The following is a 23481-nucleotide window of genomic DNA, read 5'->3' on the forward strand; positions in this document are numbered from 1 at the left end:
CGCCTGAGCCCGAAAAGTGAGCCTTAGTTTAGTCGCTTTGCAACTCCGGAGCATTGACACAAAATGCCACTTAAATTAATATGGGTTTTGTCAACAAACTGAATTCTCCTTGGGCGCTTTTATTGGTTTTTTAGTGTTTTTATCTGGAATAATATTCGTCAAGTTAAGTCTATATAATTGTGCAAAAAGGTGTTGAGCCACTACCCTCCCTGTGGTTAGAATAAAAGTGGAAGCAAAACCAAAAACTATTCTTTCGGGATGAGAAATGGCTCAATACAATATTACCATCTCTTACCTCCAACATAGGTTTCCAAGATTTTTATTCCTTTCAGTTCATTTTCCGCGACTTCAAAGGGATCTCTATCAACGACTATGAAATCCGCCAGCTTTCTTTCTTCGAGAGTTCCTAGATTCACCTCTTCCAACATTATGTAGGCAGAACCAAATGTGTAGGCATAGAGCGCTTCTTCTAATGTTAAGCACTCTTCTTTACTGCCTTCATAATAGGGCACATTTTCGTATTTCCCTCTAGTTACCGCTGCATAAACTGTCTCCCATGGATTGATGACTTCAACGGGGCAATCGGTTCCAAAGCCAATGTTTATATTATTCTCAAGCATACTCTTAAATGGATAAATCCACTTAACCCTTTCATTTCCAACTCTGCTCTTTGCCCACCAGTCAGTTATTACAAAACGTGGCTGTACTGAAGCCACCACTCCAAGTCTTGCTATTCTTTCGATTTGGTCCTTTCTCAAAATCGACGCATGTTCTATCCTGTGCCTTTCATTTTTAATATCTCCAAGATTCTCGTAAGCGTCGAGGATCATATCTATCGTTTTATCCCCGATTCCATGAATTGCCAGTTGCAGTCCAGCTTCATGTGCTTCTTCAATAAGCCCTTTTAACGTTTCCTTATCAATATTTGGATAACCGCTTGTAGATGTTTCATCACTATACGGCTGGGAAAGCCAGGCAGTTCTAGCCCCTAAGCTCCCATCGGCAAGAATTTTAATCCCATTAATCTTGAGCTTCTCATCTCCAAACCCTCTCTTAATCCCGAGCTTTTTGAGTGACTCTAAAATATCTTTGTTCCCGTACATCCCCTTATTGCTCACTTCCCTTTTCCCCGGGTCTAGATAAACCCTAACTCTTATTAAAAAGTTTACTTTTTCTTTTAGTCTGCTAAGTCCTTGTATCGATTTTTCATCACAACTTACAAAACCTACTGTAGTTACTCCTTGCGATGCAGCAAAGCTCATTGCAGTTTTAAAGAACTTTTCATAATCTTCTAAAGTCAGGGTTTCCTTAAATTTCTCTCTCGCAAGTTCAAATGCCTCTTCTTTAACTATCCCGGTAGGTTCTCCATCCCCGTTCTTTATTACTCCAGGAGAGTCAATTTCTAAAAGTCCAGTGAATTTCATTGCCTTAGTGTTAAGAACACCTGCATGTAAGCAAACTCTTGAAAGCATAACAGGCCTATCTTTTACAACCTCATCTAAATCCCATCTTGTTGGCCATCTCTTTTCCTCAAATAGCTCTTGATCCCAACCATGCCCGATAACCCAGGTAGTTTTCATTTTTTCGGCATAATCTCCGATCCTCTTCTTCAGCTCCCTTATGCTTCTAACTCCTCTTAAGTCAACCATATTCAGGTACATTCCTAGTTCGTCAAGATGCATATGGGAGTCTATAAAGCCTGGTAGAACGGTTTTGCCTTCCAAATCAACTATTTCCCCATTTAGAAGTTTTACAATTTCTTTTGCTTTTTCATTTTTTCCTGCATAGACCACTCGTTCATTTACCACTACCAACGCATTTACTATCTTCTTTGGTTTAAAACGTGTATAAATCTTTCCATTTACAAACCCAACAACATCCATACTTTATCCCTCCAACAAGATAATCCACTCGTACTGCTTCTTCAGAAGTAACCTCAGCCGCTACATTATACCCTTCTCCTCTCCGTATGTCTTTTACTATAAGCCTCGCAAGTACAGAATCTTCCACCACCAAAATCTCTTTGATTTCTTTACCTTTCTTCATAGCTTTTGAGGCAAGGTTCTACCAAAGAACCCCTTCTTTTACATTCAAGGAATCTTCAGTTAGCAGAGTTATAAATTTCCCTTTAAAGTGATCCAGGTAAAATTACCTTCCTCTCAACTGTCATACCTGCGACACTTTCTTTTCCAGTTAAACAGAATTTTTTAAATACTTCTCTATAAGCTTTGTACAGCCTCATATATTGTATCATAAACATATGCAAATCTTTACCTATTATTTCTTCTTTTGAATATCCAACTATGGGTTCTGCTGAAGAGCCCCAGAAGAATACTTCCCCCATGTTGTTACTGCAACCGGCAAAGCAATATTTAAAGCACCGTCAGCTTTTCCACCAGCAAAAGCGAAATCTCATGGTAGCCCTTTTCTACTATTCTTTCTTCCTGAGGCAAAATAGGTTAAATTCACAGGAAAAAGATATTTGCTTACATACCATTTTCCAGAGCGGTTGCGAAAGGGAGTGTCACTTTTTTGATCATAATTATCAAATCCAGGTCGCAATCAAGTTTATTTACTTGTGGAAGTGAGATTGAACCATTTCCTCTTCCTGGTTAAAATAAAAGTGGAAGCAAAAATAAAAACAATTCCTTCAGGAGGAGAAATGACTCAATACAATATTACCACAAGATTTTGAAATTTTGCATTACCTTTTTCAGAGCATTTTAAAATGCTATTTTTTCGCTCAATCAGTGAATAATTTTACTTTCTACCCTTAATTAATGGATCGTGATGACAAGCACACCCTAAATTTATTGCGCAGTTAAAATTTTTATTCTTGAAAACTCTGTACTTTTACAGTGAAATAGTTTAAAATAAAATTAATAACATGACCAGCATTTTTATTCATCATGGCCAATAAATTACCAAAAGGGGGAGTTTATATGCCTTTAGTTACTACTAGAGAAATGTTCAAGAAAGCCTATGAAGGTAAATTTGCGATAGGAGCCTTTAATATCAACAATATGGAAATCATCCAGGGAATAATAGAAGCAGCAAAGGAAGAACAGGCTCCGGTCATACTTCAGGTTTCTCCGGGTGCGAGAAAATACGCTAAACACACCTATTTAGTAAAGCTTGTAGAAGCGGCCGTGGAAGAAGCACCAGAAATACCAATAGCTCTTCATTTGGACCATGGGGAAGATTTTGAAATATGTAAAGAGGTCATAGACGGTGGTTTTACTTCTGTGATGATCGACGGCTCAAAATTGCCCTTTGAAGAAAACGTTAAGCTAACCAAAAAAGTAGTAGAATATGCTCATGAAAAAGGCGTAGTTGTTGAAGGAGAACTTGGAACGTTAGCAGGAATCGAAGATAACGTCAAGGTACAGGAACACGAGGCTTTTCTTACCGATCCAGATCAAGCAGCAGAATTTGTAGAACGAACAGGAGTAGATTCTCTTGCAGTCGCTATAGGAACCAGCCACGGAGCTTATAAATTCAAGGGTGACCCCCGTCTGGACTTTGAAAGATTACAGGAAATAGTAAAAAGACTTCCTGAAGGATTTCCGATAGTTCTGCATGGTGCCTCTACTGTAATCCCAGAATTCGTTGAAATGTGCAACAAATACGGAGGAAAGTTATCAGGTGCTAAAGGTGTTCCAGAGGATATGCTCAGGAAAGCTGCCACTTTGGGAGTTTTAAAGATAAATATAGATACGGATTTGAGGTTGGCAATGACAGCCGCTATAAGAAAACATCTTGCTGAGCATCCTGAAAATTTCGATCCACGGCAGTATTTGAAGGAAGGTAGAGAGGCCATAAAAAACATGGTTAAGCATAAAATGAAGAATGTATTGGGATGCAGCGGATGGGCACCTGCAATCCTAGATGAAATAAACAAAAACAAAGAGTAAAGGAAATAATTGAGGGGGGTATAGAGTATGTCAAAAGCCAACTGCTTGGTGGCTCAATCGGGTGGTCCAACGGCAGTCATTAACTCTAGCCTGTATGGAGTAATAATGGAAGCTTCTAATTCCTCAAAAATAGATAAAGTATATGGAGGAATAAATGGAATAGAAGGCATCTTGAAGAAAAAAATAATTGACATATTTGAAATACCCTATGATAAAATCAATCACATGAAGTTTACTCCTTCAGCTGCTCTTGGCTCTTGCAGATATAGACTTAAGGACTATAAAGAAAATGACGAAGAGTATAAAAAATTATTTGATATATTTAGCGAATATAACATAAAGTACTTTTTCTACATCGGTGGCAATGATTCTATGGAAACTGTATATAAAATTCACAGTTACGCTCAAGAAGTAGGTCTCGAAATAAATGTTATTGGAATACCGAAAACTATAGACAACGACCTTTTGTTAACCGATCATTCTCCAGGATTTGGGAGCGCAGCTAAATTCATAGCTACAGTAACTTTAGAACTTGCACTGGATGGCGAAGCATATGAAACAAAAACAATAAATGTAATGGAAGTCATGGGCAGAAATGCCGGATGGCTTGCCGCATCTTCTGCTCTAGTAAAAGACAAACTTCCAGATTTAAGACATTTAATATACCTCCCCGAAGTTCCTTTTAACGAAGAAAAGTTTTTAGAAGAAGTAAATCAAGCTTATAAAGAATATGGCAATGTTTTTATAACAGTTTCAGAAGGAATCAAAGATGAAAGCGGTAACTACATAGAAACCGGCGCTGGATCTTACAAACAGGATAGTTTCGGGCATAGACAACTTGGAGGAGTCGGAGATTATCTTGAATATCTTATCAAACAGAAGATATACAAGAGAGTAAGAATGACAAGATTAGGATTTACGCAAAGAAGTGCACTGCACTTTGCCTCTCAGGTGGACTTTGAAGAGGCAGAAAAAGTAGGAAGAAAGGCTGTACAGTTCGCACTAAACGGTGAGAGTGGAAAAATGGTAGCTATAATAAGAGATAATGACGACCCTTATGTGGTCCATTTTGAAACGGTCGACGCAGAAAAAGTTTGTAATGAAGAAAAACTAATACCTACTTCATGGATTTCAGAGGACGGTACTTATGTAAAAGATGAGTTTTTTAAGTATGCAAGGCCTCTCATACAAGGAGAAGTAAAGATTCCCATAGATGGATTACCTAACTATATAAGTTTAAAACATCAGTATAATCTCTGGTAAATTGAAAAGGGACGCCTTCCGCTTCGCGTCCCTTTATCTTTTAAATTTACATTTTTTATTCCATCCTAATTTGTACTACATCATCTATTAATTCAACTTTTATTTCAAGCCCCAATCCCTCTGCCAAATATCTTAAAGGCATATATATCCTTCCATCTGAAGGTGATATGAATGGAGTAGCATCCAGAGTACTTTCTTGAGTATCAATAAGATAGTATTCTTGTCCTATAAAAAATTTAACCATTTTGTCATTGTATTTTATTTCTACGCTATTCTCCACACTATCCCACTTAACTTCTGCTCCCAACTGCTCTGCAGTAGCTCTTATAGGTACATAAGTTCTTTCACCTAATATAAACGGCAATCCTGTGTCCTGATTGTAAGTAATATCCGAATCATTTACAAAGATTTTAACTTTATAGTTTTTTGGTAGTATAGAAGAAAGTTCATCTTGTTTGACAAATTCCACAACTACTGCCTTATTTTCTGGTGTCGTGTAGGTCCGAATGATAATTGTGTAAGGAGAAGTGTTCTTAAATTTTAAATCCCAGTTTGCATCCCAGTCTATTGCTGCGTCGTCACCTTTTGGAGCATAAATTGCCCCGTACAGATGTTTGTGTCTTTCTACTATTTTAAATCCTGCATTAACTGCTGCTCTGTATACTGCAGTAGCCGTTTGACAAACTCCTCCGCCTACGTCAGGATAATAGTAACCGCCTGAACCAGATAAACCTTTTACAAAACCTCTCTGTAGTGTTCTTTTACCCACCGTTTTGTTAAAAGAAAATATTTTATTAGGCTTAATTGTAGTACCATCTAAGTACTCAAGTGCTTTAACTGCATTTTTTATGTTGTTGACAAATTTGGGATCATTGGGTGAATCAACTATTCCTTTACTAATTATCTGCTCTTCTTTCACTGCACCAAAAGCAAATGTGTTTACAGCGGCAAAAATGATAGCCGCAATTAAAAATATTACTCTTTTGTATATAGAACCCCCTCCTTTCGTTTGAATTGTTTTGTTAACAAAAAATGTAACTCTGGCTCTTGTCAGGTTTATTTCAGCTTTATACCCTGATTTTTCTCCCTGGACAGTTTGATTACTGCTGATTGACTGTGAAACCTGGTCTTGTTCTTGCTTTTCTGTTACGCTGGTTGGTTCTTTTTCGTTTGACTGTGCCTGGTAGGTTTCTTTTTGGTGAATACCTTGAGATGAAGCGCAGCCTGCTAGAGAAAAGAGTAAAATTGCTGTTAATAGGAAGACAAGCAGTTTTTATTAAGCATTAAAAAAGTTGTCCCCTTCCTTATCTGCCAAAAAAAATTATCGGTATAATGGATTAGTATAAATAGCGATATGTAAAGCTACTTTCGTAAAAATTTCGCAGTCCAATTACTCTTTAAAGTAATCATTATCAATTTTTTATCTCGTATACTTCCTGTGTTACTACCTATCATTTTCTGTACACCTCTAACTTAACAATCTTTTTATTTTTAAACGCAAAAAGGCAAAAAATAAGCACTTCATTCTACTGTATTCCGTTTTCTAGTAATTGAACACATCTTTTAAATCTATTACTAAATCTTCAAAAATGGAAACTTTAATTTTGCCTTCTTCGGTATAGACTTCTGGTCTACCATATCTATTGTTTTCTTGCAATGTAAATACACTAACTATTTTTAGTTCAGGCTCTACTATCCAATATTCTTTTACCCCATGCTTTTCATATAAATTAAACTTTTCTACTTTATCTTTTCTTCCAGTCGATGGAGAAGTAATCTCAACAATCAAATCAGGAGCTCCTTTGCATCCTTCATCATCTAGTTTTGATTTATCACATACTACTACGATATCGGGTTCTACGACATTCTTTATTTCTTTATCACTTTTCTCATTTCCAGAAGCAAACCTTACTCCAAATGGTGCACTAAATACTTCACATTGCTTACCTCTAAGATACACAGCGAAGCTTGTAAATATCTCTCTTGATATCCTTTTATGAATTGTTGAAGGAGGAGTCAGTAAATAAATCTGTCCATTGATTATTTCTATTCTTTGGTCATCTGGCCAGTTTAAGTAATCCTCATAAGTGTAAATTTGTTCTTTTTTTGGTAAAGGCATATTTCGACACTCCTTAACACATCTTCATATAGTTAACTCTGTGCAACGAGTAGAAATTGGATTCATCCCCTGTCGAAACGTTTCTATGATCTGAATTAAACCTTAGAGGGCCGGAGGGAAATAAAAATGCCAGGGAATGGGTTTATTACTATGATACACGAACTCAAAGCAAAAGGCAAGAGTATTCGTGCAATTTATAGTGCCAAGATTTTGTAGGTAAAAAATTTTTATAACTGACCTCACCGTTATAGCGTATTTGCAAACAACAGAATCTACAAAAGCGCTGTTCTTTTCCATTTACTATCACATTTACATCCTTCATAGTTCAGATAAAACCCATTTTAATAACAGACCTATTAAATTCAGATATCATCTACAATTATGCTAAATGCTGATTTTGTCTAATTGAAAGAGCGGGGAGTTCTTTTGCCCATCTGCTAAAGCCTTTGAACAGGAAAAGCTTTCTCATGTGCTTCTTTTATATCATCCTGCAAAAGCCTTATGTAACGTTTTGTCATGGTTAAATCGCTGTGTCCTAAAAGTCTCTGAAGGCTAAAGGGGTCTCCTCCTGCTTTGAGAAATTCAATTGCAAAAGTATGCCTTAAGCCGTAAGGGGTTACTTTTACACCTGCTTTCTGGCAGTACTCCCCTACTCTTTCAGCCCATTGACTGCGGTCTAGTGGTTTCCCATTTTCTGTTGCAAAGAGAGGTACTTCATCATTCCACCATGTCTCACAAACTTGGCAATAGCTTGAACGGTAAAAGGAGAGAGAATTAACGTACGACTGACACGGGTTTTAGACACTTCACGGCGTATGTACAGCTTTCTGGCTTCTAAATTGAGGTCGCTCACTCTCACCTGAAAAAGCTCTCCCGGTCTTGCTCCTGTGTCAATCTGAACAAGTATAAGGCAATTAATCCCTTAAACCTGCATAGGTCTTTTTATCAGGCTGTTGAAGAAGTTTTTAATGTCCTCTAAAGGCACGTGTTTCACTGTGTTTAAATCCTCTTTGGCTTTTTTAATTCCCTCTGTGAGATTTGCAGGGAGATAGCCTTCTCTCACACACCAGTTGAAGAAAACTTTGGGGTAGCGTAACTTGATATTCCTGTAACTGGGTGAATAGGGGTAACTGAAGTAGCGTATAACAGCTCTTTGAAGGTCGTCATAAGTGGAAATGTTTGGACTTGAGTCAAGAAAAGCCTTCACATGGTAGTGATAATCATCCAAAGTGCGCTGAGATATGCCGTCAGCTCGCTTTACAACAAGGAGCTTATCCAGAATTTTACTTAAATTCAATAGTTTGGGGTTTAATCTGGAAATTCTCCGCATAAAAATAACCCCCTTCAGACCCACCGGATTCGGTTTGAGGGGGTTAATCCGCTAAAACCTTGATTTTTAAGCTGGTGCCGAAGGCGGGAGTCGAACCCGCACGGGGTGTGAGCCCCACTGGATTTTGAGTCCAGCGCGTCTGCCAGTTCCACCACTTCGGCAACTGCTACAGTTGATATGATATCATATATAAATAAAAATTTCAATACCCTTTTAAAAATAGAAATTCACTTTCTTCTGTTCCTATCTACAGAAATTTCATCTCCTTATTACCTTTAAATAATCCTACTTCCAAAAGGCCTCAACTCCAACGAAAGCTTCCACGGTTAGCCTCCTTGTTCACTTATTATTATCATTATTTCCCTGGTAATAATTGTTTCTATTAATAAACTCCTCTTTTAAAATTCCCATTACATATTCATTTATGTACTTGCCATGTTTATATACTACTTCTCTTAACAGCCCTTCTTTCTTAAAACCACATTTTTCGTAACTTTTTATTGCTCTCTCATTAAAATCAAAAACCCTTAACTCTACTCGATGTAAATTTAATTCATTAAAAATAAAATCCAATAGTAAATTTAAAGCTTCTGTACCAAAGCCTTTATTTCTGTATTTTTCGTCTCCAATCAATATCGCAATCTCACAGTTTCTATTTTTCCAGTCAACATTATTATATGAAATATTTCCTATATATTCACCTGTGCTCCTAAGTATTATAGCAAATTCTCCACTTTCTTTTGGATCTTTTTTTGTTTTCCACCTTTCTGCAACAGTTTCTACTGTAACAGGATATGGTATACCAGCCACTGTCCAATTTCTAGTATCATCACTATTCCAAAACTCTACAAATTTTTCAAAATATTTGCTCTCAAATGGAACAAGTTCAATTCTATCACTTTTTAACATGACCAAAACCCCCTAAAAAATTTTAACTTATTATAGCATAAATCAAATAAAACTTCTATTCCATGATATTGTTATTACCGGTTTCAAACATAGCATTAAGCTAAAAAGAAAATCAAAAGTACATACCCTCTATAAATTTCTTTTGAAAATCTGGATAAATAGAAAGCTCAATATACTTAATTTTCTCTTTTAAAGCTCTAGCCCTTTCAAATTCTTTTTCTGAAAGAAGGCACATTATGGCTCCTTTCCCTGCACTGTTACCTACTTGGGAAATTCTATCTTTAAGTTCTTTCGGTATAAGCCCTATTTCCACTGCACTTTCTGGTGAAATATAATTTCCAAAACCTCCTGCTAACCGCACCTTTTTAATGTCTTCGAATTTTATACCCATCTCTTCCATCATTATTTCCACACCCGCTCTTATAGCTCCTTTTGCCATTTGTATTTGCCTTATATCCTTTTGAGTTATATATATTCCTTCCCCTATCAAGAAAGCATCCTCTTCGTTATATACCGACATCCTTTCTCTAAAAATTCCTTCCTCTTTTAGAAACCTTCCTGTCCTGTCTATTATGCCATGCCTTAAAAATTCTGCAATAGCATCAACAATACCAGAACCACATATACCTTTAGGCTTTTTTCCTCCAATCGTGCTGTATGGAGGGTTTTTCTTCATATCCACGCGGTCTATGGCTCCTTCTACGGCAGGCATTCCAAAGGTAATACCTCCTCCTTCGAAAGCAGGACCTGCAGCAGCAGAAGTTGCTACCATCCTATCCTTATTACCCAAAACCATCTCCCCATTTGTTCCAATATCAATGAGCAGTGTTATCTCTTCTTCCCTATCCATGTTAGTAGCCAAAACAGCAGCAATGGTGTCTGCCCCAACGTAAGCAGATAAAAGTGGAAGAGTTATAAGATAAGCTTCTTCATTTATATTTATTCCTAAATCTCTCGCCTTTATCTCTATTGAAGAAGTAAAAGTTGGTACATATGGAGATATAGCTAAGTTTTTAACCTCTACCCCAAGAAGCATGTGTATCATAGTGGGATTACCAACTGCTACTATTTCATATATTTCATCTGACCTTATACCATCTTTTTGTGAAAACTTAGAAACAGCCTTGTTTATCTCTTCCACTAGCATTGAATGCAATGTAAAAAAGCCTTTTTCATCTTTCATAGCGTATTCAATTCTAGATATTACATCTGCTCCAAAACTCCTCTGAGGATTTAAAGAAGAATAAAGAGAAATTTCCTTCCCTGAATCTAAGTCATAAAGATAAGCTACAATGGTAGTTGTTCCTATATCTATAGCTATCCCATATTCCCCTTTCATACCCGCATCTTTTATGTCAATGAGCTCATTCCCTCTTATAACTAATTTTAAATTCTTTTCTTCCTCAAAATAAGAAGGCAGTTTCTTTAAAAGTTTTAAAGGAACTTTAAAGTCTTTTTCGCCCAACTTTTTTAGCCTGCACAGGAAATCTTTCTGATCTTCTAAATTTGGCAATGTAGCAATTACATCTTTTATGCTTATTCTGCTGTCTAAATTAAAAACATCAGTATCTTCTAATCCCCTGTCAGTCAAAATTCTTGCTCCTCTTTCTTTATAAAGCACTTCTACCCTCAAATCGTCGTATATTTCAACAAAGCAGGCGAGCCTTACTCCGTTTTCTATATCATGCTTAGATAAAAAATAGGCTTCCTCTTTGCTTACCTGCCCTACCTTATCTAATTTTACTCTGCATTTACCGCATACTCTATTGCCGCCACAAGAATTAGGCAAATATATTCCATTTTTTGATAAAACAAAAAATAGATTTTCCCCTTCTCTAGCCATTATAACTCTTTCTTTTCCCTCATGATATACCGTAATCTTGTATTCTTTTTCTCCTAATTTATTTGACATAATATTTTTTCTGTAAATGCAATTCACAAACGGGCATGTATCGCAAGTAGATGTAATCTCACAACTCTGCACACTATCCCCTATTCCACAGATAAAAGACACACTCTTCGCGGGCACCATATTGAAACTTTCGTTTAATCCTACTCCAATCTCTTTTGCACCTGCAAGCTCAACTACAGCAGCTTGATTTTCTATATCCCAACCACTGCCCGGAAAAAGCGGAGGTGTAATTTTTTTACCATAAGTTTCTACCTTCTTTTTCATATCTTCCCAAAAATCTAAAGTAAATTTCTCTAAAAATACATTAGAAACAATATCCCAAATAAGCCCTTTTGTATATTCACCTCTTTCGAAAAATTCCTTACCTTTTTCTTCTATATCTTTCCCTAATGTGATAACACCAGCAAGTATGTATTCACTTCCTTTTAAACTTTTAGAAACGGTTTCTCCCTTCAAAACTTTTAAATTCTCTATAACTACTCTGTCTTCTTCTATTACAAATTTTTCATATATTTCGTATTTTGACCTGTGATTACAAAAAGACTTACACTCTTCTACTGCCTCCTCCACCTCTTTATGAATTTGTTCTACCTTGAATCCCATATTTTCTAATCTCTCTAAAACAATTTTAACCACGTTTTCTGTTACAATCATTTATACCAGCTCCCTAACATATTTGACTTGTTTTATATTATACAGACAAATTTTCAAAAATCAAATTAAAAAACGTTTGCAAACTTTTATTTTCAATAAAATGTCTTTGACAATTCTCTTTAGATAACATAGTATATAGTATAGTGCCAGTACAAATGTTTTAACAAAAATTTTACGAAGAAAGCTTCAAAAAGCCAAATTTATTATTGAAATTTTATTGTTTATGCTTTATAATAAACTGAGTTGTTAATAATGATTATTTTTACAGGGGTTTTAAAGGACTAAAAATTATGAAAGAGGTGTGAAAGGGTTGAAAAGACTTGATCAAACTCAAACCCCTTTATTTGATGCTTTAATGGAATATGTGAATAATAATACAATACCCTTCCACGTACCTGGACACAAAAAGGGCGAGGGCATGGCCAAAAAATTTCTGGATTTCGTCGGGAAAAACGTGCTCTCAATGGACGTCACCGTATTCCAGCAAGTAGACAGCTTGCATAAACCAACAGGTCCTATTAAATACGCTCAAGAGTTGGCAGCAGAAGCTTTTGGAGCAGACGCAACATTTTTCTCAATCCATGGAACTTCTGGAGCTATACAGGCCATGATCCTTAGCGTAATGGGTGAAGATGAAAAAATAATCGTACCAAGAAACATCCACAAATCTGTAACATCTGGAATAATATTAAGTGGAGCAATACCAGTTTATATGCAGCCAGAGATTGACAAAAATATCGGGGTTGCCTTGAATGTCACCCCTGAAACGGTCGAAAAAACTTTAAGACAGCATCCTGATGCAAAAGCAGTTTTAATCATCAATCCGACTTATTACGGAGTTTCTGCAGACATAGTAAAAATTGCTGAAATTGTACACGATTATGGAGCAATTTTGATGGTAGATGAAGCTCATGGCCCTCACCTCAAATTCAACGAAAAACTTCCTATCTCCGCTATGGAAGCAGGAGCCGATATATGTGCTCAAAGCACTCATAAAATAATAGGTTCCATGACACAAAGTTCAATGCTTCATGTCAAAGGAGATAGGATAGATATAAATAGAGTAAAGCAGGTTATGAGCTTATTGCAAACTACTAGTCCTTCGTATATATTATTAGCTTCTTTGGATGTAGCCAGAATGCAAATGGCTACAGAAGGTAAAAAACTTCTTGATAGAACGATAGAATTAGCCGAATATGCAAGAAAAGAGATAAATAAAATCAAAGGACTTTACTGCTTTGGAGAGGAAATAGTAGGTCGGGATGGTGCTTATGACTTTGACCCCACTAAAGTAACTATAACTGCAAAAGGCTTAGGAATAACCGGCCATCAATTAGAAAGAATCCTTGCAGAAAAATATTACATTCAAGTGGAACTTTCTGACATGTACAATGTACTTTGCGTCTTTTCGATAGGAGATACAAAAGAAAAGGTAGATTATTTGCTCCGGGCTTTAAGAGAGATAAGCGACGAACTGTACAATGAAAGCATAGAAGTAGCAAAACCCTTAGATATACCAGAAATCCCTGAATTAGTGGTCTCTCCTAGGTATGCCTTTAATGCACCTACAGTCTCATTACCCTTGAGGGAAAGCATAGGACAGATAAGTGCAGAGTTTTTGATGGCTTATCCTCCTGGCATACCTGTTCTCTGTCCTGGAGAAAGAATAACAATGGATATTATAGACTATGTAGAAAAAATGAAAGAGGCAAACTTAAGCATTCAAGGCACAGAAGACCCTGAAGCAAATTATATAAAGGTCGTAAATTATAGACAGGCCTTAAATGTAATTGCATAAAAAGAGTATCTCTCGCTGGAGAGATACTCTTTTTCATTCTGAAAGAGATTTATAATATTCCTCTATTTCATCGTAAGTCATAGCTCCATTACTAATAGCCCTTATTATACCATTTTTATCTATAAAATAAGAGACTGGTATAAATTGTATTTTATAATCGTAAGCTGTGCCTAAATCTGAATCTAAAAGCACAGTAAACTGGTATCCCTTTCCTTCTAAATACTGTCTAACTTTCACTTCGCTCTCCCCTAAATCAATAGCCAACAAAACAGTATCATCTTTATGCGCCCTTATAAACTTATCCAAAGCAGGCATCTCAATTTTACAGTAAGGACAAGTAGTAGCCCAAAAGTTGAGTATAACTTTTTTCCCTCTTAAACTTGATAGAGTAACGGTATTGCCATTAAGGTCCTTTAAAGTGAAATCAGGAGCTATATCCCCTATTTCATTTCCTACCTTGCGCTCTTCATTAGAAGAATTTAGCTTAGCTTGATTTTCCATTTTTGAAGGGACCGGTTCTGCAGTTTTAGTATAACTATTTAAAACAAAAATCAAAGCTCCTATAAGCGCAATTGCAACAATTGTAAAAACTAAACTTTTATTCTTCACTTTTATCACCTCTTAATAAAGATACCCTGCTATTTTTGTAAGCATATTAAAATAAAGTAAAATTCCAAATATTATCAAAATAACACCACTTACAACTTCTATGTAGGGGAGTATCCTATTAATCTTTTTGTACATGGTTTTAAACTTGTCAATTAGAAGAGCCGTAACAATAAAAGGAATCCCTAACCCCATGGAATAAGCAAAAAGAAGTATTACCCCTACACTTAAAGTACTTACAGAACCGGCATATAATAAAATAGAAGCCAAAATAGGACCTACACAGGGCGTCCAACCTGCTGCAAACGTAACCCCGAGTATAAAAGAACCTATATAACCAGTCTGTATATTTTCTATATTGATTAGCTTAACATCTTTATTCAAAAAAAGGGGCCTAAAAAATCCTGTCATTTGAAGCCCAAAAATTACTATTATTATCCCGCTAATCTTCCTAAAAGCATCTTTATAAGATAAAAAAAGTTTCCCCAATTGGCTTGCTGTCGCTCCCATCAACACAAAAATTAAGCTAAATCCCAGTACAAAGAGAAGCAAATTCACCACATTATTCTTTTTATTCCCGAAAATATACGAAACGTAAGCGGGAATCAATGGAAGAACACAGGGTGATAAAAAAGATACGATTCCTGCCGCAAATGCAGTATAGATTGGCACAAAAATACCTCCCTCCCCTATAGGGTTTAACTAATAGTATTATAGCATACCTTCCCTCAAATAACAAGAAAAATACAAAAATTACCTTTTGTCTTTTGTGTAATCTATGACCATTTTCGCCTTCCCTGTATTTTTATCGATTTGCAATTCTTTTAAAAAGCGTATCTCATACCTCACATTTCTTAACTTTTTTTTCATCAAAAACTCATCGATTTGCCTTCTTATTTGTTTTTCTATGTCACTGCTGTAATCGTCAAATTTTACACAATTCAATACAAAACTTTCCTCTGAAGTTTTGACAAATTGATATTCCTTTAGCCCCTGAACGTCAAGGTCATCAATAAAAAGCGGATGGAGAAAATCACTTCCCCCTCTTTCATTTTTAAACCACATCATCTCTTCTTCTCTTCCAACAACTCTCTTGATATAAGTGTAAGGCAAAACGCCTTTATGGAATTTGTCAAAGCCTTCTACCACATCTTTCAATCTATACCTTATGAGAGGAAAAGCCTTATTGTAAAGAGGCGTTATGATGAGTCTACCCAATTCATCTACTTCCACATAATTCATGTCATCCATCAAATACATGCCTTCATACCAGCTGGATCCCATTCCTAAAAATATGGACTCGGTACAACCATAATAGTCTATTATATCGGCGTCAAAGACAGAAACCAAATATTCTTTGACTTCTTTATTTAAAGGCTCTCCTCCTGTTATTACCTTTTTAGGTTTGATATCAATTTCTCCCTTCTCTTTCATATCCGCCAGTATTTTTACACAAGAAGGATAGCCAGCTACGTATACAGGTTTAAAAGATTCAATTTTCACTTTCCAAGTATCAATAGGTTCTTTTATGTCTACTACAATGCTTTTAGCTTTATACTTTTTAATTCCATTTATTGCAAGAGTTGTAGCAGCATAACCACTTCCTACAGCGGCAATGTACAGCACTTTTATGGGAAAATCTTTAAGCTCAATTGAATTTTTTCCTCCTACGCTTATGCGAACCATATTCGCCTCTATTGTATCAAGTCCTTCCTCGTCATAAAGAAAATTACACGGTTTCCCTGTGCTTCCCGAAGTATGGACAAGGATAAATTCACCTATTTTTACCATAAGTTCGTTAGTCTTAATAGCATTTTCTATATCTTTTATAGATATATTACCAGTCATTATTTCAAAAAAATTGTCTCTCACCAATTCCTTGTCTATCATAGGCAATTCTCCAATTGGTATCATCTCTAAGTCTTTTTCTTTTATTCCATGCTCTGCATAAAATTTCTCATAAAACCTACTTGAATTATAAGCATATTTTATAATTTCCCTCATTTTCTTTTCACTGTATTCAAGAATCCTTTCCCTATCCCACTTATTATGGCTTAAAAGTTGAAATCCTTTTAAAAACATCTTTACCATCTTTCTCACCACTATTAAGCCAAATTTATGTAATCCTCTAACCTATTATACCTCAAAGTAAAAATTCCTACAAAATAAAAAAGGGCTTGCGCCCTAATCTATCAGTTCCACATTGGTCAGCTCTTTGTCCGTAAGAAGAGAAGCCGCTTCTTTATCTATTATAATAGTTACATTTGAATGCAGCAGCAAAACAGTAGAAGGCACTTTTGTGGTCAATTTTCCTTTTAAAGTTTCTCTTATGGCATTGGCTTTGCTTTTTCCTGATGCTAAAAGTATAATTTTTTTCGCCCTCATAATGCTGGCTAATCCCATAGTGATTGCTCTTCTTGGCACTTCTTCTATGCTTTTGAAAAACCTCTTATTAGCATTTATAGTATCTTCCGTTAATGTCACTATGTGGGTTTTTGTTTCAATACTTTCATCTGGCTCATTAAAACCTATATGACCATTTACGCCAATACCTAGCACTTGAAGGTCAATAGGCCCCTTCTCCTTTAACTCTCTTTCGTATCTTTTACATTCTTCTTCCAAGTTTTCAGCAATTCCACTCGGAATATGTACATTTTCTCTTTTAATGTTTATGTGATTAAATAAATTTTCGAACATAAAGTAATGATAACTTTGCGGGTGCTCTGGAGGAAGACCTATATATTCATCTAAATTAAAGGTGATTACTCTTGAAAAGTCGATTTCACCATTTTTGTACATTTGTATCAAATATCTATACAAACCCAAAGGAGTAGAACCTGTAGCAAGCCCTAAAACAGCATCGGGTTTTTTCAGGATCTGCTCTTTTACAATTTCTGCAGCTCTTCTGCTCATTTCATCATAGTCTCTTACTATCATCACTCTCATCATCTTGACCCCCACTAATTTTCTTTTTAAACTCACTTTACGGCTTTTATTATACCATAAAAGAAAAAGAAAGTGTAAATAATAAAGCTTAGGAGATAGAAAGGAAGTGTAAAAAATGACAAGGAAGGTAAAATACGCTGTAATACTTTTATTAGTTGTTTTTTTGCTATTTACATTAATTGAAATAAGTGGTTATTATTATGGGAAGAAAAGAGTTGTGAAAAAAATATATCCCATTCCTTCCATGTATCAAAGAGTATTAATCATTGCTCCGCATCCAGATGATGAAACTTTAGCGGCCGGAGGATTGATACAAGATGTAGTTAAGTTTGGAGGGGAAGTAAAAGTAGTAGTCATGACAAACGGGGATTCTTTTAAAAGGGCAGTCGTAGAAAACTATGGTATTTTTGACCCAACACCTCAAGATTTTCTGCGATTAGGATACGAAAGGCAAAAAGAAACCCTTTCTGCACTAAAATACCTGGGTGTAAAGAAAGAAAACATAATATTTTTAGGATATCCCGACAAAGGCCTAGCAGCATTATGGTGGCAAAATTTTGAAAAACCTTTGTTAAGCTATGGAACCAAAAAGACTTGCTCACCTTATGTAAATTCTTATTCAAAATGCGCTAAACATATAGGGAAAAATGTCTTAAAGGATTTGAAATCCATTATAGAAGGATATAACCCTACTTTGGTAGTATATCCTCATCCTAATGAACTCCATCCAGATCACTGGGCAACAAATAGTTTTGTAAAATACACGCTTTATACATTAAAAAAAGACCAAATTCCCCAGTTTTTGTACATTGTCCATAGGAACGACTGGCCCTTACCTTTACTAAAGCAACCTCACTTAAATTTAAATCCGCCGCCTTCTCTTTTAAAAACGGGAACAGAATGGCATTTATATCCTCTTTCTAAAGAGGAAGTAGAAAAAAAAGGTAAAGCCATAGCCATGTACAAAACTCAAATGAAGGTAATGAAAGATTTCCTGCTGGCTTTCGACAGGAAAACAGAGCTCTATGGCTTTTACAGTAATGGCAAATTGAAAAAGTACAATAAAAATTTGAATTTTGAAGAGTATAAAATAATATTGGATCCTGTGAAAGACAATTTGAGGGATTATGAAAACGGCAGTCTTGACATAATAGCTGTATATGGATACATGAAAGACGACGTCATGACCATAGCTATAAAATGCAGGGAAAAGGCAAGAGAAGAATATGAATACAGTGTGAATATCATATTTTTTGAAGATTACAAGGAAGTAAAAAGGCAAAGCATTAAATTTAAAAATAAAAAAATATTTCCTTTAAAAGCAAAAGGTTTCATAAAAAACGGAATATTATACATATCTTTTCCCGTAGATAAAGAATTTGACGCGATTTACCTCTCGGCATCTACTTTTTCAGGAAAAAAACTTGTCGATAAAACAGCATGGAAACTTTTAAAGAAAATTCAGTAGCCTAATAACCTGTAAGGGTTGCCCACTATTTTCCCTAAAGAATTAAATTTTTCTGCAAAACCTTTCTTGCCTATATCTAGAGGTTTTAAAAAAATCTCTATGTTATCTTCTTTCAAAAACACCCCCGACTCCACCATAGTATTGTCAGGCATTTTTATCCCTTCTAAAGCAGTCCCAATTCCTATATAACAGTTATTACCTATATGAGAATTGACTATAATGCTTTTGACATTCAAAATAGTGAAATTTCCTACATGGCACTCTCCCTTTATTATCACACCATTGGATATTATAGCTCCCTCTCCTATCGTGATTTGGGAAGCTCCTATAGTGTTGATGATTGATCCATCGTAAATCACAGCCCTGTCTTTTATGATTATTTTACCTACTCGATAATTATCATCTATTTCGTCTGCTCTTATAACAACATTGGGTCCGATATATACATTTTCTCCTACCACAATGTTTCCTATCAAAATAGCTGTATCATCTATATAAGAAGTATGAGATATTTGGGGATAATTTCCAAATATATCTTCTCTAATCATAATTTCACCCCATATAAGTTAATCATTATACCTGGTTATAACAGTTGTTTATATTATACCATAAAAAAAAGCACTTCACAACAAGAAGTGCAATTCTAAAAATAAAAAATTTCATTTTTTACATTCATTATTACTTCAATAATTTTTTCCGTCACGAGTTTGAAGATCTTTTCACCTTTTTCTTTTGTCGCAAGTGTAGCATCCCCTGACATAGCATTTTCATAAAGCGTTTTTCCCCTGTCTTTAAAATAAACCCTGTAAATAGGCTTCTTTATATTTTTTGTGGCCTTCTCCATCTTAACAAGTCTTTCATCGTAATACAAAATCGCTGACGTCTCGTCTTCTCCAGCATGTCCCTGCCCCTCTGTAATTGTGAGGATCTCTTTTGAAAAATCTAACCACCAGTTTATTGTAAGGACGGTCATCCCTAGTTGAACCAGCTTTTCACTGGCAAGGTTTAAAGCAGTGATATTACCCCCGTGCCCATTTAAAAATATAAGCTTTTTTAGGCCATTTTCATATAAACTTTTCCCAACAGCATATACATACTCTGCCAGCACTTCTGAAGGCACGTGAATTGTCCCGGGATAGACTGAAAGGTCATAGCTTTGACCATAAGGTATCTCTGGAGCAATCCACACATAATCACCAATTTTTTCTTCAATCATTTTACAAAAAAGCCTGGGAGAAAAAATATCTGTCCCAAGAGGAAGGTGCTGACCATGAGCTTCTACAGAGCCAACGGGCACTATTACTATATCTGATTTTTTTAAATTTTTCTGGAAGTCATCAGATGTATAATCCACTATGTACATAGAAACACCTCCAAAATTTTTCTAATCTAAAAATAACATTTTTTAGATATCAAAGCAAGCAATTCATAACTGAAAATAAAAGATATCTATGAGTTTATAAAAATTAAAAGAGGCGGTTATCCCGCCTCTGTCCTCTCATCGCCTTACTTCCCATAACAAAAAACCATATTACCTATCCTTGCCGCTATGGGTAAAGACCAAAGCCAAGCATTCGTAGAACTTTGATCAAAATAGTACAAGGCTCCGTTTGTTGGATCGATCCCACTCAAAGCATCTCTTGAAGCAGCTATAGCTTCTTTAGATGCAGGTCTATTTATCCATCCGTTTAATACAGGAGTAAATTGATAATTGCCCCACGCATCTACTTGATATATAACGTCTTTTATGGTGCTTGGGAAAATACCACTTTTAACTCTGTTTATCACCACAGCCGCTACCGCTACTTTGGCTTGATATGGTTCTCCATCTGCTTCTGCTGTAACAAGTCGTGCAAGAAGGTCAAATTCCTCTGAAGTGTAAGGTATTACGCTCCTTTGAACATAACCTCTGCTAACATCGTTATAGGTGCGAGATGAAGAATCAACAGGTTTTGGTATGATAAACACCTGACCAGGATATATGACATCACTTTTATAATCGTTTGCAGCTTTTAAATTATCTACAGTAATCCCATATTTTTTGGCTATTAAGTACAAACTATCGCCTTTTTGAACCACATATATGTTATCATTACCAGGCACTTGCAGCACTTGGCCAGGATATATTGTAGTAGTCTGTAACCCATTTAAAGCCATCAATTTAGTGTAAGTAATGCCATATTTTTGACTTATCCCCCATAAAGTATCTCCCGGTTTAACAGTATAAGTAGCGGCAAAGACAGTCTGAAATAAAAATAGCCCTCCGATTATCAATGCGATGAGAGGCTTTGCCTTGATATGAACTCTAGACATTACCTTACCCTCCTTTGCCTCCGGGGTTAGTTGACGGGTTCGGGTGAGGGCTACCCTACCACACAAATGTGGATTCACCCCCAAATTAACATCCCCCGTACCCCACTATTGGGGATTCGGCATGTTTTATCTAAATTATACACAGAATGAAAAATCCCTGTCTATATTAAACTGATGGGAATACAGTCATTTGCTGTCATTATCAATCGGAAACAACACTGTGAATTCCGACCCCTCTCCTACTTTACTTCTTACATGAATCTCTCCACCATGTTCCTCTACAATCCATTTTGCAATTGAAAGCCCTAAACCCGTTCCCCCTGTCTCCTTAGATCTGGCCTTATCTATCCTGTAAAACCTTTCAAAAATATGAGGCAATTCTTCTTCAGGAATTCCTATCCCATTATCTCTAACCTTTATATAAGCCCTGTCACTATTTCCTATCTCAATCTCTATCCTGCCATCCTTTAAAGTATATTTTGCTGCATTATCAACAAGAATCCTCAAAAGTTCTTTTATCAACCTTTTATCTGCTTTTATATTTACACTTTCTCCTTTCAACAAGATGTCCTTGTCTTCATAAATCAATTTAATCTCCGCGATTACTTCTTCTGCCATCTCTTTTAAGTCAAAAGTATCTTTTTCTAACTTTATCGACCTGTCGTCACCTCTAGCCAAAAAGAGAAGCTTCTCAACAAGATTTTCCATCTCAAGGGTTTGCTTTTTTATGGCTTTAATCCCTTCCTCCAATATCTCTTTATCCTCTTTTCCCCATCTATCCAGCATGTCTATGTACCCTTTTATTATAGAAATAGGAGTCCTTAATTCGTGGGAAGCATCAGAAACAAATCTGTTTTGACGTGCAAAAGATTCTTCAAGCCTGTCCAACATATCGTTAAAAGTCTTTGCAAGTCTCACAAGTTCGTCTTCTTTGCCGTAAACTTTAAGCCTTTTACTGAGTCTCTTAGCATCTATCTCTTTTACTTCTTTTATCATGTAATCTACCGGCTTTAATGCCCTTTTTGTGACTAAATAACCTGTTACAAAGGATATTAATATGCCAGCTCCATCGGCAAAAAACATCAAAATAAAAAGAAGCTTCAAAAAAGCATACTCATTTTTCATATCTTTTACAACCTGAATATAAAAAATAGAATTGTCTTTTTTGAATTTTGTATTTAAATAAACTAAATCTTTGTCGAACTCATCAATCTTAACGGGAACCCCTAAATTAATTGCATACGGAATATAAACTTCTTCTAAATTTTTTGATTGGTACACAATATTCCCTTTTGAATCGAATATTTTTACATAAATATTTTCATCTGCTATTCCAGAAAACACCATATCTTTTGGAATGCTGCTCATGTCTTTAGCCGATATGTCAAGCTTTGACGCTATAACTTCCGACTGAACTGTTACCTGTTTCATTGACTGATATATGAGGTAATATTTTAAAGTATAAAGCACTGAAGCATTTAAAAAAATTAACACGCAAGAAAAGACAGCAGAATAAAGAAGTGCTATCCTAAAGGTTATTCTTCTCGGCATCATCTAATCTTCATTCCCATCAACCCTCAAAATGTAACCCACACCTCTTATAGTGTGAATCAACTTCTTATCAAAAGGGTCATCAATCTTACTCCTCAAAAACCTTATATACACATCCACTACATTTGTATCACCGTAATACTCATATCCCCATACTGCCTGCAAAATCCTCTCTCTTGAAAGAGCAATTCCAGCATTTCTCATCAAAAACTCCAAAAGGTCAAACTCTTTTTTAGTAAGGTCAATTTTTATACCCTGTCTTCTTACTTCATATGTATTAAAATCTATAACAACATCCGCAAACTTCAATACTCCTCTTTTCGAAGGTAGATTTTTTTTCCTCAACGCAGCTCTTACTCGAGCAAAAAGTTCTTCTATGGAAAAAGGTTTTGTGACATAATCATCCGCACCTATATCTAAACCTTTTACCTTGTCTTTTACCTGATCCTTTGCTGTAAGCATTATTACAGGTATATCAGATTTCTCCCTTATCTTCTCTAAAACCTCATATCCATCTATCACTGGAAGCATTACATCTAAAAGTACGATATCATAATCTCCTTCTAAAGCTTCTTTCAACCCCGAAACCCCATCATATGCTATTTTTACTTCATATCCTTCGTGTTCAAATTCTAACTGTAAAAATCGAGCTATTTGTCTCTCATCTTCTACAATCAGTACCTTCTCCTTCATCGCTA

22 protein-coding genes, 1 tRNA gene, 1 pseudogene and 1 riboswitch are annotated in these 23481 nt (G+C 35.7%); of the genes and pseudogenes, 4 read left to right on the forward strand and 20 right to left on the reverse strand.

Going from position 1 to position 23481, the window contains the following annotated elements; genetic code table 11:
• Positions 1-281: 281 nt before the first annotated feature.
• The 3 genes from ACPLVE_RS06380 to ACPLVE_RS06390 all read right to left on the reverse strand — a co-directional run bounded on the left by ACPLVE_RS06380 (position 282) and on the right by ACPLVE_RS06390 (position 2344).
• Entirely contained in the window at positions 282-1883 is a 1602-nt protein-coding gene (locus ACPLVE_RS06380) for an amidohydrolase (protein WP_424610734.1), read from the reverse strand.
• Positions 1837-2046: a hypothetical protein gene (locus tag ACPLVE_RS06385; protein WP_424610735.1), complete on the reverse strand. Its 210-nt coding sequence runs from the start codon at positions 2044-2046 to the stop codon at positions 1837-1839. Before ACPLVE_RS06385 ends, ACPLVE_RS06380 begins: the two co-directional genes overlap by 47 nt.
• An 82-nt stretch (positions 2047-2128) precedes the next feature.
• Complete coding sequence (locus ACPLVE_RS06390; RefSeq protein WP_424610736.1) at positions 2129-2344, reverse strand: hypothetical protein; 216 nt, start codon at positions 2342-2344, stop codon at positions 2129-2131.
• Between the two features lie 598 nt (positions 2345-2942).
• Here ACPLVE_RS06390 and fba point away from each other — a divergent pair.
• A complete protein-coding gene (fba, locus tag ACPLVE_RS06395; RefSeq protein ID WP_424610737.1) occupies positions 2943-3914 on the forward strand; it encodes a class II fructose-1,6-bisphosphate aldolase in 972 nt (323 codons plus the stop codon).
• A gap of 27 nt (positions 3915-3941) precedes the next feature.
• Positions 3942-5177, forward strand: coding sequence for a 6-phosphofructokinase (locus tag ACPLVE_RS06400; protein WP_424610738.1), 1236 nt, complete (start codon positions 3942-3944; stop codon positions 5175-5177).
• Positions 5178-5232: 55 nt separating this feature from the next.
• On the opposite strand, the gene ACPLVE_RS06405 is transcribed toward ACPLVE_RS06400, so the two are convergent.
• From ACPLVE_RS06405 to ACPLVE_RS06440, 8 genes and pseudogenes are all read right to left on the reverse strand, one after another.
• The gene (locus ACPLVE_RS06405; RefSeq protein ID WP_424610739.1) at positions 5233-6096 is read right to left on the reverse strand and encodes a VanW family protein; all 864 of its coding nucleotides are present in this window, start codon (positions 6094-6096) and stop codon (positions 5233-5235) included.
• A gap of 624 nt (positions 6097-6720) precedes the next feature.
• Positions 6721-7296 (reverse strand): Uma2 family endonuclease, encoded by a 576-nt coding sequence (locus ACPLVE_RS06410; protein ID WP_424610740.1) that lies wholly within the window; start codon positions 7294-7296, stop codon positions 6721-6723.
• Positions 7297-7733: 437 nt separating this feature from the next.
• Positions 7734-7949: pseudogene (locus ACPLVE_RS06415) on the reverse strand (tyrosine-type recombinase/integrase); the annotation flags it as partial.
• 23 nt (positions 7950-7972) lie between these two features.
• Positions 7973-8155, reverse strand: coding sequence for a hypothetical protein (locus ACPLVE_RS06420; RefSeq protein ID WP_424610741.1), 183 nt, complete (start codon positions 8153-8155; stop codon positions 7973-7975).
• Between the two features lie 63 nt (positions 8156-8218).
• Positions 8219-8626, reverse strand: coding sequence for a hypothetical protein (locus ACPLVE_RS06425; protein WP_424610742.1), 408 nt, complete (start codon positions 8624-8626; stop codon positions 8219-8221).
• Positions 8627-8698: 72 nt separating this feature from the next.
• Positions 8699-8787 (reverse strand) — tRNA-Leu (locus ACPLVE_RS06430).
• Between the two features lie 178 nt (positions 8788-8965).
• Positions 8966-9535 carry a GNAT family N-acetyltransferase gene (locus tag ACPLVE_RS06435; protein WP_424610743.1) on the reverse strand — a complete coding sequence of 190 codons (570 nt, stop codon included), beginning with the start codon at positions 9533-9535 and terminating at the stop codon, positions 8966-8968.
• Positions 9536-9647: 112 nt separating this feature from the next.
• The gene (locus tag ACPLVE_RS06440; protein WP_424610744.1) at positions 9648-12101 is read right to left on the reverse strand and encodes an ASKHA domain-containing protein; all 2454 of its coding nucleotides are present in this window, start codon (positions 12099-12101) and stop codon (positions 9648-9650) included.
• 310 nt (positions 12102-12411) lie between these two features.
• Here ACPLVE_RS06440 and ACPLVE_RS06445 point away from each other — a divergent pair, with 310 nt between their 5' ends.
• Positions 12412-13899, forward strand: a complete 1488-nt coding sequence (locus ACPLVE_RS06445) for an aminotransferase class I/II-fold pyridoxal phosphate-dependent enzyme (protein ID WP_424610745.1) — start codon at positions 12412-12414, stop codon at positions 13897-13899.
• Between the two features lie 33 nt (positions 13900-13932).
• On the opposite strand, the gene ACPLVE_RS06450 is transcribed toward ACPLVE_RS06445, so the two are convergent.
• From ACPLVE_RS06450 to nagB, 4 genes are all read right to left on the reverse strand, one after another.
• On the reverse strand, positions 13933-14508 hold the full coding sequence (locus ACPLVE_RS06450) for a TlpA family protein disulfide reductase (RefSeq protein WP_424610746.1): 576 nt from the start codon (positions 14506-14508) through the stop codon (positions 13933-13935).
• A 12-nt stretch (positions 14509-14520) separates the two neighbouring features.
• A complete protein-coding gene (locus tag ACPLVE_RS06455; RefSeq protein ID WP_424610747.1) occupies positions 14521-15177 on the reverse strand; it encodes a cytochrome c biogenesis CcdA family protein in 657 nt (218 codons plus the stop codon).
• Between the two features lie 81 nt (positions 15178-15258).
• Positions 15259-16596, reverse strand: coding sequence for a phenylacetate--CoA ligase family protein (locus ACPLVE_RS06460; protein WP_424610771.1), 1338 nt, complete (start codon positions 16594-16596; stop codon positions 15259-15261).
• A gap of 93 nt (positions 16597-16689) precedes the next feature.
• Positions 16690-17451, reverse strand: coding sequence for a glucosamine-6-phosphate deaminase (nagB, locus tag ACPLVE_RS06465; RefSeq protein WP_424610748.1), 762 nt, complete (start codon positions 17449-17451; stop codon positions 16690-16692).
• A gap of 115 nt (positions 17452-17566) precedes the next feature.
• On the opposite strand from nagB, the gene ACPLVE_RS06470 reads away from it, so the two are divergent.
• Complete coding sequence (locus ACPLVE_RS06470) at positions 17567-18919, forward strand: PIG-L deacetylase family protein (RefSeq protein ID WP_424610749.1); 1353 nt, start codon at positions 17567-17569, stop codon at positions 18917-18919.
• On the opposite strand, the gene ACPLVE_RS06475 is transcribed toward ACPLVE_RS06470, so the two are convergent.
• The 5 genes from ACPLVE_RS06475 to ACPLVE_RS06495 form a co-directional block, all read right to left on the reverse strand.
• On the reverse strand, positions 18913-19467 hold the full coding sequence (locus ACPLVE_RS06475) for a gamma carbonic anhydrase family protein (protein ID WP_424610750.1): 555 nt from the start codon (positions 19465-19467) through the stop codon (positions 18913-18915). The two genes, ACPLVE_RS06470 and ACPLVE_RS06475, sit on opposite strands and share 7 nt — an antisense overlap.
• A 95-nt stretch (positions 19468-19562) precedes the next feature.
• The gene (locus tag ACPLVE_RS06480) at positions 19563-20282 is read right to left on the reverse strand and encodes a creatininase family protein (RefSeq protein ID WP_424610751.1); all 720 of its coding nucleotides are present in this window, start codon (positions 20280-20282) and stop codon (positions 19563-19565) included.
• A gap of 143 nt (positions 20283-20425) precedes the next feature.
• Positions 20426-21232, reverse strand: coding sequence for a LysM peptidoglycan-binding domain-containing protein (locus ACPLVE_RS06485; RefSeq protein WP_424610752.1), 807 nt, complete (start codon positions 21230-21232; stop codon positions 20426-20428).
• Positions 21233-21364, reverse strand: a riboswitch (cyclic di-AMP (ydaO/yuaA leader).
• Between the two features lie 54 nt (positions 21365-21418).
• Positions 21419-22783 carry an ATP-binding protein gene (locus ACPLVE_RS06490; protein WP_424610753.1) on the reverse strand — a complete coding sequence of 455 codons (1365 nt, stop codon included), beginning with the start codon at positions 22781-22783 and terminating at the stop codon, positions 21419-21421.
• Positions 22784-22786: 3 nt separating this feature from the next.
• A complete protein-coding gene (locus tag ACPLVE_RS06495) occupies positions 22787-23476 on the reverse strand; it encodes a response regulator transcription factor (protein ID WP_424610772.1) in 690 nt (229 codons plus the stop codon).
• Positions 23477-23481: the final 5 nt, after the last annotated feature.

Origin of the sequence: Caldanaerobacter sp. (genome assembly GCF_049701115.1) — a bacterium.
Taxonomy (GTDB): domain Bacteria; phylum Bacillota; class Thermoanaerobacteria; order Thermoanaerobacterales; family Thermoanaerobacteraceae; genus Thermoanaerobacter.